The organism is Myxococcus sp. MxC21-1, from assembly GCF_032612255.1.
Classification (GTDB): Bacteria; Myxococcota; Myxococcia; order Myxococcales; family Myxococcaceae; genus Myxococcus; species Myxococcus virescens.
Genome location: NZ_CP123278.1, coordinates 8393470 through 8408400, shown reverse-complemented (window position 1 = coordinate 8408400; position 14931 = coordinate 8393470). Strand labels below are relative to the sequence as shown.

At 70.7% G+C, this 14931-nt stretch carries 17 protein-coding genes and 2 pseudogenes; 16 read left to right on the top strand and 3 right to left on the bottom strand.

Annotation, left to right across the window (positions count from 1 at the left end):
* The 5 genes from QEG98_RS37750 (at position 1) to QEG98_RS37730 (ending at position 3140) form a co-directional block, all read left to right on the top strand.
* Positions 1 to 708 carry an HAD family hydrolase gene (locus QEG98_RS37750; RefSeq protein WP_316564777.1) on the top strand — a complete coding sequence of 236 codons (708 nt, stop codon included), beginning with the start codon at positions 1 to 3 and terminating at the stop codon, positions 706 to 708.
* Positions 709 to 836: 128 nt separating this feature from the next.
* Positions 837 to 1235, top strand: a complete 399-nt coding sequence (locus QEG98_RS37745) for a hypothetical protein (RefSeq protein WP_316564776.1) — start codon at positions 837 to 839, stop codon at positions 1233 to 1235.
* Positions 1127 to 1894 (top strand): tetratricopeptide repeat protein, encoded by a 768-nt coding sequence (locus tag QEG98_RS37740; protein ID WP_316564775.1) that lies wholly within the window; start codon positions 1127 to 1129, stop codon positions 1892 to 1894. The genes QEG98_RS37745 and QEG98_RS37740 overlap by 109 nt, the downstream gene beginning before the upstream one ends.
* Complete coding sequence (locus tag QEG98_RS37735; protein ID WP_316564774.1) at positions 1882 to 2022, top strand: hypothetical protein; 141 nt, start codon at positions 1882 to 1884, stop codon at positions 2020 to 2022. The genes QEG98_RS37740 and QEG98_RS37735 overlap by 13 nt, the downstream gene beginning before the upstream one ends.
* On the top strand, positions 2019 to 3140 hold the full coding sequence (locus QEG98_RS37730) for a HupE/UreJ family protein (RefSeq protein WP_141618260.1): 1122 nt from the start codon (positions 2019 to 2021) through the stop codon (positions 3138 to 3140). Before QEG98_RS37735 ends, QEG98_RS37730 begins: the two co-directional genes overlap by 4 nt.
* A gap of 57 nt (positions 3141 to 3197) precedes the next feature.
* Here the strand turns inward: QEG98_RS37730 and QEG98_RS37725 are convergent, their stop codons facing one another.
* The gene (locus tag QEG98_RS37725) at positions 3198 to 3419 is read right to left on the bottom strand and encodes a hypothetical protein (protein WP_026114050.1); all 222 of its coding nucleotides are present in this window, start codon (positions 3417 to 3419) and stop codon (positions 3198 to 3200) included.
* A gap of 131 nt (positions 3420 to 3550) precedes the next feature.
* Here QEG98_RS37725 and QEG98_RS42510 point away from each other — a divergent pair.
* A pseudogene (locus tag QEG98_RS42510) lies at positions 3551 to 4818 on the top strand (MASE1 domain-containing protein); the annotation flags it as partial.
* Positions 4819 to 5004: 186 nt separating this feature from the next.
* Positions 5005 to 6078 (top strand): ATP-binding protein, encoded by a 1074-nt coding sequence (locus QEG98_RS42505; RefSeq protein ID WP_410478096.1) that lies wholly within the window; start codon positions 5005 to 5007, stop codon positions 6076 to 6078.
* A 30-nt stretch (positions 6079 to 6108) separates the two neighbouring features.
* Here QEG98_RS42505 and QEG98_RS37710 read toward each other — a convergent pair whose 3' ends face one another.
* A complete protein-coding gene (locus QEG98_RS37710; protein ID WP_316564772.1) occupies positions 6109 to 7098 on the bottom strand; it encodes an alpha/beta hydrolase family protein in 990 nt (329 codons plus the stop codon).
* A gap of 52 nt (positions 7099 to 7150) precedes the next feature.
* Here QEG98_RS37710 and QEG98_RS37705 point away from each other — a divergent pair, with 52 nt between their 5' ends.
* From QEG98_RS37705 to QEG98_RS37665, 9 genes and pseudogenes are all read left to right on the top strand, one after another.
* Complete coding sequence (locus tag QEG98_RS37705) at positions 7151 to 7762, top strand: hypothetical protein (protein WP_316564771.1); 612 nt, start codon at positions 7151 to 7153, stop codon at positions 7760 to 7762.
* Between the two features lie 46 nt (positions 7763 to 7808).
* Positions 7809 to 8465: an LON peptidase substrate-binding domain-containing protein gene (locus tag QEG98_RS37700; RefSeq protein WP_026114049.1), complete on the top strand. Its 657-nt coding sequence runs from the start codon at positions 7809 to 7811 to the stop codon at positions 8463 to 8465.
* 78 nt (positions 8466 to 8543) lie between these two features.
* A pseudogene (gene nadE, locus QEG98_RS37695) lies at positions 8544 to 10429 on the top strand (NAD(+) synthase).
* 171 nt (positions 10430 to 10600) lie between these two features.
* Positions 10601 to 11239 (top strand): hypothetical protein, encoded by a 639-nt coding sequence (locus QEG98_RS37690; protein ID WP_316564770.1) that lies wholly within the window; start codon positions 10601 to 10603, stop codon positions 11237 to 11239.
* Positions 11188 to 11736: a hypothetical protein gene (locus tag QEG98_RS37685; RefSeq protein ID WP_316564769.1), complete on the top strand. Its 549-nt coding sequence runs from the start codon at positions 11188 to 11190 to the stop codon at positions 11734 to 11736. The genes QEG98_RS37690 and QEG98_RS37685 overlap by 52 nt, the downstream gene beginning before the upstream one ends.
* 150 nt (positions 11737 to 11886) lie before the next feature.
* Positions 11887 to 12210 (top strand): FKBP-type peptidyl-prolyl cis-trans isomerase, encoded by a 324-nt coding sequence (locus QEG98_RS37680; protein ID WP_011556774.1) that lies wholly within the window; start codon positions 11887 to 11889, stop codon positions 12208 to 12210.
* A 13-nt stretch (positions 12211 to 12223) separates the two neighbouring features.
* Positions 12224 to 12601, top strand: a complete 378-nt coding sequence (gene trxA / locus QEG98_RS37675; RefSeq protein WP_090487744.1) for a thioredoxin — start codon at positions 12224 to 12226, stop codon at positions 12599 to 12601.
* A gap of 195 nt (positions 12602 to 12796) precedes the next feature.
* Positions 12797 to 13357 (top strand): PleD family two-component system response regulator, encoded by a 561-nt coding sequence (locus QEG98_RS37670; RefSeq protein WP_316564768.1) that lies wholly within the window; start codon positions 12797 to 12799, stop codon positions 13355 to 13357.
* The gene (locus QEG98_RS37665; RefSeq protein ID WP_316564767.1) at positions 13351 to 14022 is read left to right on the top strand and encodes a HAMP domain-containing sensor histidine kinase; all 672 of its coding nucleotides are present in this window, start codon (positions 13351 to 13353) and stop codon (positions 14020 to 14022) included. Before QEG98_RS37670 ends, QEG98_RS37665 begins: the two co-directional genes overlap by 7 nt.
* Positions 14023 to 14037: 15 nt before the next feature.
* On the opposite strand, the gene QEG98_RS37660 is transcribed toward QEG98_RS37665, so the two are convergent.
* Positions 14038 to 14925: a hypothetical protein gene (locus QEG98_RS37660; RefSeq protein WP_316564766.1), complete on the bottom strand. Its 888-nt coding sequence runs from the start codon at positions 14923 to 14925 to the stop codon at positions 14038 to 14040.
* Positions 14926 to 14931 lie beyond the last annotated feature (6 nt).

Sequence of the window (14931 nt, the reverse complement as noted above, 5' to 3'; positions counted from 1 at the left end):
ATGCTGCTTCGTGCCGTCATCTTCGACCTCGATGGAACCCTGGTGGACTCGCTGGGGGACATCGCCGATGCGACGAACCACGCGCTGGCCCACCACGGTCTGCCCACCCATCCGGAGTCCGCGTACCTGCGCTTCGTGGGCAGCGGTGTCCGGGAGTTGATTCGCCGCGCGGTGCCTTCCGGGCAGGACGCGCTCATCGAGCCGGTGCTGGCCACCTACAAGGCCTACTACGACGACCACCTCTTCGACCGCACCGCGCACTACCCGGGCATCCCGGAGATGCTGACCGCGCTGGCCGCGCAGGGCACGAAGCTGGCGGTGCTCAGCAACAAGTCAGACGACTTCGTGAAGCGCCTGGTCGCGCGCCTGCTGCCGCAAGCCTCCTTCGCCGCCGTGTACGGTGAGCGGCCGGAGCTGCCGCGCAAGCCGGACCCGACGGCGGCGCTGGCGTTGGCCTCGGAGCTGGACGTGCCGCCCGCGGCCTGCGCCTTCGTGGGGGACACGTCCATCGACATGGACACGGCGCGCGCGGCGGGGATGTACGGCGTGGGCGTGGCCTGGGGCTTCCGCGAGGTGGACGAGCTGAAGGCCCACGGCGCGCGCGCGGTGGCCGCCACCGCGGCGGAGTTGCTGGCGGCGCTGCGGGATGCCGGCCTTGAACAGGAGGAAGGCCCGCGCGGGCGCACTCCAGTCCCGCTTCGCTGTTGAGTAGAGGGCGGCGACCCTGAGCGGTGTGTTGCTCCGGCGACCCATGTCCCCGGGCCGCCGCCATTCGAAAAACGGCTGCGTACAGTGCGGAGCCCATGCGAGCTCCGATGTGCCGCCGCCCTTCCGCCGTGAGACGCGCCGTGGTCCTGGCCACGGCGTGGGTACTCGGTTGTGGGCGCTCGCCTTCCTTCGGGGAGCGCGAGCCCTTCATTCCCCGGGACACCGCGGAGGTCCTGGCGCGCGTGCCGGCCGTCGGTGTGGATGCGCGCGCCCGCGAGCGTGCCGCGCTTCGCAAGGCCCTGGCCGGGCACGCCGGACAGTTGGACATGGCGCTGCGCCTGGCGCGGCTGGAAATCGAGGCGAGCCGCGTGTTGGGGGAGCCTCGCTACCTGGGGCGCGCGCAGGCGGCGCTGCGTCCGTGGTGGGACTGGCCACGCCGCCGCCGGGCGTGCGGCTGGTACGCGCCACCTTCCACCACGCGCGGCGCGACTTTCCGGCGGCCTTGGAGGACCTGGACGCGGTGGTGAAGGAGGACCCCGGCAATGTCGACGCGTGGTTGCTGCGCGCGGAGGTGTTGGGGACTCGGGGCGAGCATGCCGAGGCGGCCCGCAGCTGCGCGAGGCTCACCGCGTTGACCTCTTCGTTGACGGTCGCGGTGTGCGAGGCCCGGGTACGAAGCCTCGCGGGGCATTCGCGCAAGGCGCACGCGCTCCTGTCGGAGGCGCTGCGGCGCAGCGAGCGCAGTCAGGAGTCACGCACGCGCGCACTGGCCACGCTGGCGGAGGCCGCCGCGCTGGCGGGGGATGTCGGTCTGGCGGAGCGTTACTTCCTCCGGGCGCTCTCGCTGGATTCGAAGGACTACGCCGCACGCGCGGCCTACGCGGACCTGCTGCTGGACGCGGGCCGCGCGCGGGAGGCAGCCGTCGTGGTGATGGACCACACGCAGGACGACCGGCTGCTCCTGCGCCACGCGTTGGCGGAGAACGCGCTCGGGTCGTCTCGCGCGTCTGAAGTCACCCAAGCCTTGTCCCGCCGGTTCGAGGAGAGCCGCCTGCGGGGGACAGTCTCCTCGCGCGCGAGGAGGCCCGCTTCGCGCTCCAGGTGGAGAAGGCGCCGGAGAAGGCGCTCCGGCTGGCGCAGGCCGTGTGGGCATCACAGCGTGAGCCATGGGACGTGCGGCTGTTGATCGAAGCCGCGCTGGCCGCGGGCAGACCGGAGGCGGCCCGGCCCGCGCTGGACTTCCTTCAAGCTTCGGGCTGCGAGGACCCGGGGCTCGTCTTCCTGGCCGAGCGCGTGCGGAGTCTGCTGCCATGAGCCGCGTTGCCCTGCTGTCGCTCCTGCTGGCCTCCCTGTCCGCCCTGGCGCAAAAGCCGAGCGACAGCTACCTGCAAATCATCGAGGCGGACGGCCAAGGCATCTCCGGCCGGTGGGACGTGTCGCTCCAGGACCTGGATGACGTCCTCGGGTTGGACGCGGGCGGAGACGGCGCCATCACCTGGGGCGAGGTGCTGGCGCGGGAGGCCGACATCCGGAACTATGTGCTCGGCCGGCTGGTGCTCGGGGCGGAAGGTGCGCCCTGTGCGCTCGTTTCCCAGCGCGGGCTGCACATCAGGCAGCACTCGGACGGGGCCTATGCGGTGCTGGACTTCGACGCGCGCTGCACCGGCTCCGCCACGCGGCTGGACGTGGACTACACGCTGCTGTTCGACCGCGACCCGCTTCACCGGGGCATCGTGCGCGTGGGCGCACGCGAGCCGCTCATCTTCTCCGCGTCCCAGCACTTCGCGCGGGTGCGCCTGCGGGACGAGTCTCCCTGGCGCACCGCGGAGCGCATGACGGTGGAGGGGGCGCTGCACGTCGTGACTCGGGCCGACCACTTGCTCTTCCTCTTCGCGCTGCTGCTGCCTTCAGTCCTGCGCCGTGATGCGGACGGGCGGTGGGTGGCCGTCTCGGATTTCGGCACGGCGCTGTGGGACGTGGTGAAGGTGGTGTCCGCCTTCACCGTGGCGCACGCGCTGACGTTGGTCGCCGCCACGCTGGGCTGGGCATCTCTGCCGCCGCGCTTCGTGTCGGTCGCCATCGCGCTGGGCATCCTGGTGGCGGCGCTCGACAACGTCCGCCCGTTGGGGTGGGGGACTCGCTGGACGGTGGCCTTCGTGCTGGGACTGCTGCACGGCTTCGGCTTCGCGTCGGTGCTGGCGGGAATGGGGCTGTCCGCGGGAAGCCTCGCGCTGGCGCTGCTGGGCTTCAACCTGGGCGTGGAGCTGGGACAGGTGGCCTTCGTGGCCGCGTTGCTGCCCCTGGCTTTCGTCTTGCGCGAGGCGCCGCTCTACCGCCGCGCGGTCGTCGTGGGCGGCTCGGTGGCCATCGCGCTGCTGGCGTGCGTCTGGTTGGCGGAGCGCGCCCTGGGCCTGGGCGTGTCGGTTACCTGACACGCGGGCGTGCCGTGTGCTCCGCCCGCGTGTCAGCGGTGGGGCCGCATGGCCGCGTCAGACGACTGTGACTCTGTACTTGTCCTTGTCCTCCGCCCGGTTGTGGGCGGTGACAGCGGCGACGATGTGGCACACCCAGCCCAGGCACCCACCCGTGCCAATCCAGAAGCCTGGGGTGATGATGAGCCAGAACAGGCCCCGGAGCAGGTCCCCGTTGTAGATCTGCCCCACGCCAGGGATGAGAAAAGACAGCAGGGCTGCGATTGCGGGACGCGACATGGTTCGGGTGGCCTCCTTGTCTTCCCCTACGGGCGAGTTCCGAAGCCATTGCACTGCGCCTATCGGCTCCTGGACGGTTGCCTTCCAGTCAACCGGGGGGCAGGTGCAATGCCGGCGGTGCCCCGGCTAGCATGGCCTTCATGGATACCCGCCGGGTCGGCGGGCGGGTGTCGGGGGGAAGGGTCATCTTCGGGCTGCTCCAAGCCAGTGTACGTGGAGTCCAAGGCCGGCATCTGCTGGAGATGCTGGGCCTGGTCGTCGTGTACCTCCTCGCGGGGGCCCTGGGGCTGCAGGTGGCCATCGTGGGCAACATCAGCCCGGCCTGGGCTCCGGCGGGGGTGGCCCTGGCGGCGCTGCTCGTGCTGGGCGTGTCACGCTGGCCCGGCGTCTTCGTGGGCGCGTCGGTCATTTCGGTCCTGGGGGATGCGCCTGTCGTGGCCTCGCTCGGCGTGGGCGTGGGCAGCACGCTGGCGGCCGTGCTCGGCGTGGGCCTTCTGCGGTGGGTGGGTTTCGACAAGAGGCTGGAGCGGATCCGCGATGTCGTCGCGCTGTGCGCGGGAGCGGGCGCGCTGTGCCTGGGCGTGAGCGCATGGGTGGGCGTGGCGAGCCTCGTGCTGGGCGGGCGGCTTCCTCGACGTCCCTGGCCGCGGGCCTGCGGGTGTGGTGGGTGGGGGACTTGATGGGCGTGCTCGTGGTGGCGCCGCCGTTAATGTTGTTCACGCGGTGGTCCTGGCCGCGGCGAGGCGGCGAGGCGGTGGTGCTCGCGGGGCTCACCACGGTGCTGGGCGGCGCCATCTTCTTCGTTCCGGACCTGCCGCACAGCGCGGCGCACGCGGCCGCCTTCCTCCTCTTCCCCATGTCCGCCTGGGCCGCGCTTCGCTTCGGTCCTCGGGGCGCGGCGGCGGCCACGCTGTGCATCGCCGCCGCTTCCATCGTGGGCACCGCGCGGGGGCAGGGGCCCTTCGCCACGGATGACCTGACGCAGGACTTGTTGGTGTTGCAGCTCTTCATCGCCGCCAACGCCGTCACCGGGCTGCTGCTGGCGGCGGCGAGCACCGAGCGTCAGCGCGCCATCGGCCAGCTCCAACTGCTGGGCACCTCCGTGCGGAGCGTGCACGAAGGCGTCCTCATCGCGGAGGTCCGCGCGGGAGGCACGCTGCGCACCGTGTTCGCCAACCAGGCGCTGTGCTCGCTCCTGGGATACCGGCTGGAGGAACTGGTGGGCCAGGACCCGTGCTCGCTCTACGGCGCGGAGGAGCCGGAGTTCCGTCAGCGCACGCGGCAGTCCCTGCTCGCGGGCGAGCCGGTGTTCGCGGAGGTGAAGCTGGCGCACAAGCAGGGCGGCCTCGTGTGGAGCGAGGTGCTGCTGTCCCCGGTGCGCGCCACGGGCGAGGACATCACCCACTTCGTGGCCACCCACCGCGACATCTCCGCGACCAAGGAGCTCCAGGCCCGCCTGGTGGCGGCCGAACGTGTAGCCGCGGTGGGGACGCTCGCGGCCGGTGTGGGGCACGAAATCAACAACCCGCTGGCCTACCTGGTGCTGAACCTGGAGGCCGCCGAGCGCGGCTTGAGCCAGGGCGGCATGTCGGGCATGCGCGACGCGATGGCCAGCGTGCGGGGCGCGTTGGAAGGCGCCGAGCGCATCCGCCTCATCGTCCGGGACCTCCAGGTGTTCAGCCGCCAGGGGAACCAGGAATCGGGGCTGGTGGACCTCAACGCGCTGGTGCCGCCCGCGGTGCGCATCATCAGCCACGCGCTGCGCCACCGCGCCCGGTTGGTGGAGGAGTTCGGTCCGGTGCCGCGCGTGTCGGGGAGCGAGGCGCGCTTGGGACAGGTGCTGCTCAACCTGTTGGTGAACGCGATGCAGGCCATCCCGGAGGGCAACCCGTCCATGAACGAGGTGCGCGTGCGCACCAGCACGGATGCCTCTGGCCGGGCCCGCGTGGACGTGGTGGACAGCGGCGCGGGGATTCCCGCGCACGTGCTGCCGCGCATCTTCGAGGCCTTCTACACCACCAAGTCCAGCGGCGAGGGCACGGGGCTGGGGCTCGCCATCTGCCAGCAGATTGTCCGCGCGCACGGGGGCGAGCTGGAGGTCCGCAGCGAGCCGGGCCGGGGCTCCGTCTTCAGTGTGCTGTTGCCGCCCGCGCGCGTGCAGGCACCCACGCCGCCGCGGCCGTTGCCCCGCGTCAGTCTGCCTCAGCCCTCCGCGGCCCGGCGGGGCCGGGTGCTGGTGGTGGATGATGAGCCGCGCCTCGCGCAGTCCATGCGGCTGCTGCTGGAGCCCTTCCACGACGTCGTCACCACCACGCGGGGCAGCGAGGCGCTGGCGCTGGTGGACGCGGGCCACCGCTTCGACGTCATCCTGTGTGACTTGCAGATGCCAGAGACGGACGGCGCCGCCGTCTACCAGCACCTGTGTGCCCACGCGCCGGACCAGGCCGCGCGGGTGGTGTTCATCTCCGGCGGTGCCTATACGCCGGAGTCCCGGGCGTTCATCGACACCGTGCCCACCCGCGTCTTGGAGAAGCCCGTTCGGCCGGACCTGCTCATGGCCACGGTGGCCACGGCCCTGACGGCAGCAGATGCAATGGGGCCGGAGCCGCGCGTGGATGAGGCGTCGCCCGTGGCGGCCGTGAGCGGCGTGCGGCACTGAGGCATGCGCGCGCTCCGGGCCGCGTCGTGCTCACGTCGTGGCATCCACCCGCGATAGCGCGTCCCGGATGGCGGCGCACAGCGCGGCCCGCTCCGTGAAGAGCGCGGTGACGTGCCCGGCGTCCACCCAGCGCAGCTCGCTTCGGGGCCAGTGCGCGTGCAGCGCGAGCGTTTCATCACCGGGCACGAACCCGTCACGTCGGCAGGCCACCAGGACGGCCGCTTCGGGCTGCCGCGGAGGCGGGAAGCGCGCGAGGTTCGCCAGGTCGAAAATCCGTCCCAGCCGACGCCGGGCCTGCTCCGCGTCGCGCCGGGGGCCATCCAGCAATGCAAAGGCAATGGACCAGGACAGCAGCCCCTGCGTGAAGACGGGGACGGGAGACGCTCCAGCCGCGAGCGCCGCCACGGCGAGCGGCTCCGGGACGACAGCCGCCGTCAGCGCCGCCATGTAGCCGCCCATGCTGTAGCCCGCCACGCCCAGGCGCGCATGGCCCTCACTCCGCAGCCACGCGAGCAGCGCGCGGGCCTCGTCGACCATTCCCAGGTTCATCAAGACGTGGTCGCTGACGGTGCGCAGCGCGCCGCCCTTCTGCCCCACGGGACGGCGCAGGCCGTAATAGGGGTTCTCCAGCAGGAACAGGTCGATGCCTTCCCGCGCGAGCGGCGCGTACATGCGCTCTCGCAGGGAGAAGCCCTCCTCACGGGACGCAGCGAGCACGACGCAGGCACCGCGTGAGGGCCCTTGCCCCGCGCTCAGCCACCGGACATGCGCCGTGCGCGCTGCCGCGTCGAGCCGGGCCAGCGGAGACGGAAAGGTGCCATCCCGGACCTGGAGACCGCGCTGGAGCCGGGGCGCGCTCCACTCGGGGGTGATGGGCGGAGGCCGCTGCTGGAAAGGCGCGGCCGCCGCGACCTCTTCGAGGAACTGCTCATCACCCCAGCCCTGGGAGAAGAGCCGGGCGCGGCGGGACAGGCCCGCGAAGAGGACGTCCACCGGATGGGTTCGCAGCACCCGCGTCATCCTATGCCCCCGCCCTTGACGCCGCGACCGGTTTAATCAAATGATTAAATCAATGGATTCATTCAAGGGATTCTTCCAGTCGCTGCCCCGGGTGGGAGCCTGGTTCCGCCAGGGGGACATCCAGCCCGAGGAAGTCCAGGTGTTCTGGCGGCACATGCAACGGTGCTTCCCCACGGACGCGGTGTGCGGTCACGCGAGCCCCGCGCGGCTCTCCCCGCGCGCCGGCGTGGCCCCGGGGCATTGTCTCCACCTGCCTTTCGAGGTGGGCGTGCCCCGGGCCGGGTGGGACTTGTGGCGTCAGGTGGTCGCGTGCACGCACGCGGTCCAGCACGCGCTCCAGCTCGAAGAGGACGGCCTGGAGGTGTCCCGCGCTTCTTCCGCCGCGCGTGCCCGGAGTGAGGCGGAAGCGCTTCGGTGCGACCTGGAGTTGCACTTCTGGCGCCACGGCACCACGCCGCCGCTTTGGAGTCTGGCCTGGCGGCTGCGCGCGCAGGGCTGTCACGCGGAGGACATCGCGGGGGCGGGGCATGTCCTCGCTTTGTCCGCCGCATCCATCCGGCAGGGGGCCGTGGAGAACGAGGCCTCGCACGTGGCTCTCCAGTGGTTGGAAGCGCACGTGCCCCATTTGCGGTGGGACCGGGCGTATCATTCCCGGGCGCGTTAGGAATGCGGCTGGGGGGAACCGGGCTTATCACTGCAAGGTGCCCCCCATGACCGCTCAAGAACGCATCGAGCGTGCCGCCAGCGCGCTGAAGGTCTTCCCCCTCCCGTCGGCGGTGCTGTTCCCGCACACCGTCATCCCGCTGCACATCTTCGAGCCGCGCTACCGGGCCCTCGTCCGGGACGCGCTCGCGGGCGACCGCGTCCTGGCGCTGTCCCAGCTCGAGCCCGGTTGGGAAGGCAACTATGGGGGCCGTCCGCCCATGCTGCCCATGATGTGCGCGGGCGTCATCGTCTGGGACGAACAGGTGGAGGAGGGGCGCTACAACATCCTCCTCCAGGGCGTGAGCCGCATCCGCATGACGTCCGAGCTGACGACGGAAAAGGCCTACCGGGAGGTGCTCGCGGAGGTGCTGCCGGACGTGCCCTACGAGGGCCCCGAGGAGGAGCAGCTGCGGCAGGCCGTCTTCGAGCTGGCCGGCCGCGTCCCGCCGTCCTTCGCGGAGAACCTGCTGCCGGTGGCCGCGCGGGCCCAGGGCGGCATGCTCGCGGACGTGGTGGCCTCCGCCGTCATCCCGGAGCCGGAGCGGCGGCAGGAACTGCTGGCGGAGCTGGACGTGCGCAAGCGCCTGGAAGGCGTGCTGGAGGACGTGGGGGCGCTCATCGGCAGGCTCCAGCCCCTGCGGCCCACCGGTCCCTTGAACTGAGCGGGTTGCGCTTGCCTTGTCCGGCGGGCCGCGCATTGCTGCGCGCCGGACGCGTCATCGAAAGGGACGGGAGCAACCATGCGGCTCGTGAAGCTCGGGCTTGCCAGTGTGAACACCACCGTGGGGTCCTTCACCCGGAACACGGACAAGGCGCTGGCGTTGGCGGGAAAGATGGCGGCGGAGGGCGTCACGCTGGGCGTCTTCCAGGAGCAGCTCATCGCCGGCTACCCGGCCGAGGACATGGTGCAGTGGCAGGGCTTCATGGACCGCCAGTGGCCGGAGCTGGAGCGCTTCGCGCGTGAGACGGCGTCCCTGCCCACCGTCTTCGTGGTGGGCGTGGGCGTGGCCCACCAGGGCCTGCGCCTCAACTGCGCGGCGGTGGTGGCCGGTGGCCGCATCCTGGGCCTGGTCCCCAAGGAGAAGCTGCCCACCTACAGCGTCTTCTACGAGGCGCGCACCTTCGGCCGCGGTCAGCCGGGCATGGCGGAGGTCCACCGGGGCGTGCCGCTGGGGGACTACCTGTTCCACTTCGACTTCGGCGTGGTGTCCCCGGAGGTGTGCGAGGACATCTGGAGCGCGGACGGCCCCATGCGGCGGCGCACGTACTCCGGCGCGGAGCTGGTGGTGAACCTGTCCGCGTCACCCTTCCGGCTGGGCTTCGTGGAGACGCGGCGCGAGCTCATCGCCACCCGCGCGGCGGACCACCAGTGCACCATTGCCTACTGCAACGCGGTGGGCAGCAACGACGGCCTCATCTTCGACGGCGGCGGCTTCCTCAACCAGAACGGCCGCCACGTCATGGAGACGCCGCGCTTCCAGGAAGGTTACGCGGCGGCGGTGGTGGACCTGGACCGCACCCTGCGCCTGCGCGCCGAGGCCACCACCGGCGCGTGGACCGCGAGTCATGGCTGGCGCAAGGCGGCCAGGCGGTGCCGGTGCTGGACTGCACCCAGGTGGTGCACACGAAGCGCGACGCGCTGACGTACCCGGTGCCTCCCCACCGCAGCTTCTTCCTGCCGTCTCCGGACACGCGCCGCACCGCGCGGGATGCGCTGTGCGAGGACATCCTGGACGCGCTCTCCCTGGGCGTGGGCGACTACTTCGAGAAGACGCGCGCCTTCAAGGTGCTGGGCATCGCGCTGTCGGGTGGACGGGACTCGCTGCTGACGCTGCTCATCGCGCACCGCTACGCGAAGCGCGCGCGGCCGGAGAACCCCGGTTCGCTCATCCAGGCGTTCTACATGCCCAGCCGCTACTCCAGCGACGCCACGCGCGACGCGGCGGAGACGATTGCGCGCGAGCTGGGCGTGGCCTTCCAGGTGGTGTCCATCGACGAGGCCTTCGAGCGCGAGCGCGAAGTCGCGAAGACGATGCTGGGCGGCAAGGACGTCACGCCGATTACCGAGCAGAACATCCAGGCCCGCCTGCGCGCCCAGCGCATGTGGAACTGGAGCAACTCCTGCGGCGGACTCTTCCTGCAGACGGGCAACATGAGCGAGAAGTCCGTGGGCTACACCACCATCGGGGGTGACCTCATGGGCGCGCTGGCCGTCATCGCCAACGTCCCGAAGACGGTGGTGATGTACCTGCTCGACTACCTCCAGGACACCACGGGCTACGAGGGCATCCGCAAGGTGCTCGCCAAGCCCGCGGGGCCGGAGCTGGCGCATGACCAGGTGGGCGAAGAGGAGCTGATGCCCTTCCCCATCCTCGACGCCTGCTTCTATCTGTACGGCAGTGAGAAGCTGACGCCCGCCGAAATCCTCCAGGCGCTCACCGCCATGTTCCCGGAGGTGGCGGCATCCCGGCTGAGCGGCTACGTGGAGAAGTTCGTCCGCCTCTTCCAGCAGTCCATCTACAAGTGGGTGCAGTCACCGCTGTCGCTCCACATCGGCAACCTGGACCTGGACCGGGAGCGCGCGTTGCAACTGCCCGTCGTCACCGGCACGGAGTGGATGCGGTAGGGGTAGCACGCTGCCATCCGCTGCCCGCATCGCGCAGGTGTGGGCAGTCCTCCACGCCCGGTGGCCTGCCCCCCGGGCAATTACCCCCGGGGGTGAGTGCCGTCTCCGCGCCTTGCCGGACGTCGCGCGGGAAACAACCTTCATGTCTGCCACTCGACGATGGAGGCATGGATGAAAGCGAAGATTCTGGCGGGCGCCGTTGCGGCGCTCATGTACGGAGGCGTTGCTGTCGCCAATGACGGCGACTGCCCGCCACCGCAGGCCAGCACCAGCCAGGGCCAGCAGGACGCGATGGTGGCCCAGACACAGCAGGAAGACCTGGGCGGTGATGACCTGCTGCAGGAGGACGACACCATCATCCTGGAGACGGAGCCCGTTCCCGACGTCTCCGGTCAGCAGTCGCAGGACAGCATGGGCATCGGCGGCAGCGGCCAGCAGCCCTCGAACGCGCAGGGCGAGGTCTACATGAACGTGCCCGTCCGCTGCGAGCCGGTGGGCCAGCAGGGCATGGGCGGCAGCGGCCAGGAGTCCATGACACCGCCTCCCGCCGCGCCCCAGGGCACGCATGACAGCGAGCAGCTCGTGGTGCCGCCGGCGCCGCCGTTGGGCACGGGCGGCAGCGGGCAGCCTTCCTCGGAGCCTGTCTACCCGGAGCCGGAGTCCGCGTACCCGCCCCCGGAGGACGCCACGGGCGGTAGCGGCATCGCCACGACGCCGCCTCCTCCAACTTCCAGCCGTCGGCCGAGCGCGCCGAGCCGATGGAAGTGGAGAAGCGCGAGGACAAGGACAAAATCAAAGGCCTCTCGGTGATGCTGGGCGGTGGTGTGGAGGGCTACACCGGCGCGCTGGCTCCGCAGCTCAGCCCCGGTGCCACCGCGGGCGTGCGTGCCGCCATCAAGCCGTCCAAGGTGCTGGGCCTCGAGCTGGGCTACACGGGCGCGCTGAACAACATCCGCCACGCGGAGACGGGCGCGAGCGGACCGGACCTCGTGCGTAACGGTGGTCAGGCCGTCCTGACGCTGGGCATCGCGCCCACGGCGTGGCAGCCGTACCTGCTGGGCGGCATCGGCATCAACGACTACAACTTCCGGGGCGGCGAGTCCCTGGGGTACCGCGATGACACCGTGGGCAACGTGCCCGCGGGCTTGGGTCTGCGAGGCCACGTCGGCCACTTCGTCGTGGACGCGCGCGCCAACTACAACTTCCTCTTCGACAAGGACTTCGCCCCGGGCATCGACCCGGGCGGCGGTGACTTCGAGGGAGGCGGCAGCTACCAGGGCACGGTCAGCATCGGCGGTACCTTCTGACGCGAAGATGAAGCCCCAGGTGGTTTGAGCAGGAATCGGTGGCGCGGTGCCCGGTAGCCAACGGGCCCGCGCCGCTGTGTTTTCCAGGGGGGCATGGGCGCCGAGGTCGCGCTAAGGTGCCGTCCTTTCACGCGGTCAGAGGAGCGTTGGATGGGTTTGAATGTGGAAGACGTGAAGGTGGGCACCGGCACGGAAGCAACGGCCGGCAAGTCCGTTACCGTGCACTACGTGGGGACGCTGACCAGCGGCTCCAAGTTCGATAGCAGCCGGGACCGGGGCCAGGGCTTCACGTTCCGCCTGGGCGCCGGGCAGGTCATCGAGGGTTGGGACAAGGGCGTGGCCGGTATGAAGGTGGGCGGCGTGCGCAAGCTCACCATCCCGCCGGAGATGGGATATGGCGCGCGAGGGTTCCCGCCCGTTATTCCCCCCAACTCCACCCTGCTGTTCGAGGTGGAGCTCCTGGACGTTCGTTGAAAGCGAGGACCTGATGGCGGCGGTCGAAATCACCAAGGACAACTTCAAGGAGACGGTGTCCAAGGAGGGCATCGTCATCCTGGACTGGTGGGCGTCGTGGTGCGGCCCCTGCCGTGCCTTCGCACCCATCTTCGAGCAGACCTCGAACAAACATCCGGACATCGTCTTCGGGAAGATTGATACGGATGCCCAGCAGGAGCTGTCCGGGGCGTTCGAGATTCGCTCCATTCCCACGCTCATGGTGTTTCGTGACGGGATTCTCCTGTTCGAGCAGCCCGGAGCGCTGCCGGCCGCCGCGCTGGAGGACCTGCTCAAGCAGGTGAAGGCCCTGGACATGGAGCAGGTCCGCAAGGAAGTCGCCGCCAAGCGCGGTGAGCCGCCGCAGGCCTGACGGCTGCTACCAGGTGCTGGGTGGGAGGCCGGTGGCATGTTCGCCGCCGGCCACCCGCTGGGTTTCAGGGCCCGTGCACCTGGGGGGCTGGAACGTGAGGGCCCCGGGGTGTGTTGTCGGAGCGTGGCTCGCATCGGTCAGGCCCGGATGGCTCGGCCAGCGGGGCCGCGTATTCCCACCTCACACCTGGATTCGATGCCGCCTTCCGTTATTCGAGACGCCCCGGGTGAGGACGCGCCGCGCGCGCGCATCCTCCTGGTGGACGACACGCCCGCCAACCTGCTGTCCCTGGAAGCCATCCTGGAGCCGCTTGGCCAGGAGCTGGTGCTGGCCCGCTCCGGCGAGGAGGCGCTGCGTGAGCTGCTGCGAGGAGAGTTCGCCTGCATCCTCATGGACGTGCAGATGCCAGGACTGGATGGGCTGGAGACGGCGCATCTCATCCGGGCGCGTGAGCGCACGCGCTACCTGCCCATCATTTTCATCACCGCGTTGAGCCGCGAGGCGGCCTTCGTCACGCGGGGCTATGCCCAGGGGGCGGTGGACTACCTGCTCAAGCCCGTGGACCCGGACATCCTGCGCGCGAAGGTGCAGGTCTTCGTGGCGCTGCACCTTCGCGGCGAGCAGGTGAAGCGGCAGGCGGTGGAGCTCGCGGAGCGGCGCCGGTCCGAGGAAGCGGCGCAGCGGGCCTCCGAACTGGAGCAGCAGCTCATGGGCATCGTCGGCCACGACATCCGCACGCCCTCTCCGTCGTGCTGACGACGGCGAAGAGTCAGCTCGCCAGTGGCGCGTTGGAGCCAGCGCAGCAGAAGGCGTTCGAGCGGGTGGCGCGCAGCGGCGAGCGCATCCAGCACATCGTGGACCTGCTCACGGACTTCACCCGCTCGCGGCTGGGGGGCGGCATCCCCGTCATACCTCGGGCGGGCGACCTCAACGAGCTGTGCCGCGAGGTGGTGGACGAGCTGCAGGTGGCCCGGCCGGGCCGCGTCATCCGGTGCGACTTCTCACGCGACAGCCTGCACGGCGTCTGGGACCTGGAGCGCATGGGGCAGGTGGTGGCCAACCTGCTGGACAACGCCTTGAAGTACAGCCCGGAGCCGTCCGCCGTCCGCCTCGCCACCTGGGAGAAGCCGGACGCCGTCTTCCTGGAGGTCCACAACGAGGGCGCGCCCATCCCTCCCTCGCTGCTGCCGCACCTGTTCGAGCCCTTCCAACGGGGCGAGGACTCGCGGGAGCGGGCCCGCTCCAGCCTGGGCCTGGGGCTCTACATCGCCCGGTCCGTCGTGGAGGCACACCGGGGGCGGCTGACGGTCCGTTCCTCGGAAGCCGAGGGCACCACCTTCCGGCTCTGCCTGCCCCGGCGGGCGGACGCGCGGTTGCCCGCCGGCGGTGCGAGCGACGCGGGGACCTCCCCGCGCCCATGACGGCGTGACGCGCCGTTACTTCACCACGGTACAGACGCCGCCGCCGTTGAGGTGGGCCTGATCCACCACGCTCTGGGTGATGAACTCCTGGAGCGTGCGCACGTCGAACGCGCCAGGCTGGTAGATGACGGGCTGGCCCTGGGCGTCGCGCAGCTCATTGCCGTCGCGGCCCCGGAGGTCGGTGAGCTCCTGGGTGGCGAGCCCCTCGGGGGTGATGACGTGGTCCTCGCCCGCGGTGGCGGCGATGGCCTCGAAGCGCAGCTGCACGCCCCGGTGTGTGCCCAGCCGGTCGTAGAACATGTGCTCGGCGTGGATGGTGACCTCGGGCCGGGCCACGGAGCCCTCGGGGACGATGATGCCCTGCGTTCCGTCCGCGCCGTTGATGCAGTTGTTCATCAACACGTTGACGGGGAAGCCCATGCGGAAGCGCAGCACGGGCTCGTTCTGCTTCGTCGCGTGGCCTTCCACGAAGTAGCTGAAGCCGCGCTCGCGCATCATCGCGAGGTCCTCCTCGGAGACCTGCCCGTCCGCCAGCTCGGTGCGCGCTTCGGGCGGGCTCACCCGGAAGCCCACGTCCCAGCGGCCCGCCGGAACGCCCGTCAATTCCACCAGGGGAATGTCGCCCTTCTGCACGTCCACCAGCACGTGGCGGCTGCTGCTGTGGGTTTCACCAGACGCGGAGGTGAGGGTGACGTCGCCCAGCGACACCAGGTAGCGGGTGAACTGGATGGACCAGCCATCCTGGAAGAGCGTGTCCGGGAGTCCTCGCTGCGTGCCATCACCCCCACTCATCGAGACCTGGACGTCGCCCGTGGCCACGTTGTCACAGGCCGTGCCCGCCAGGCCCCAGACCACCAGGGTCGCGCACCACCACTTCCGGGACTTCCGCCGCTCCGTGTTCATGCAATA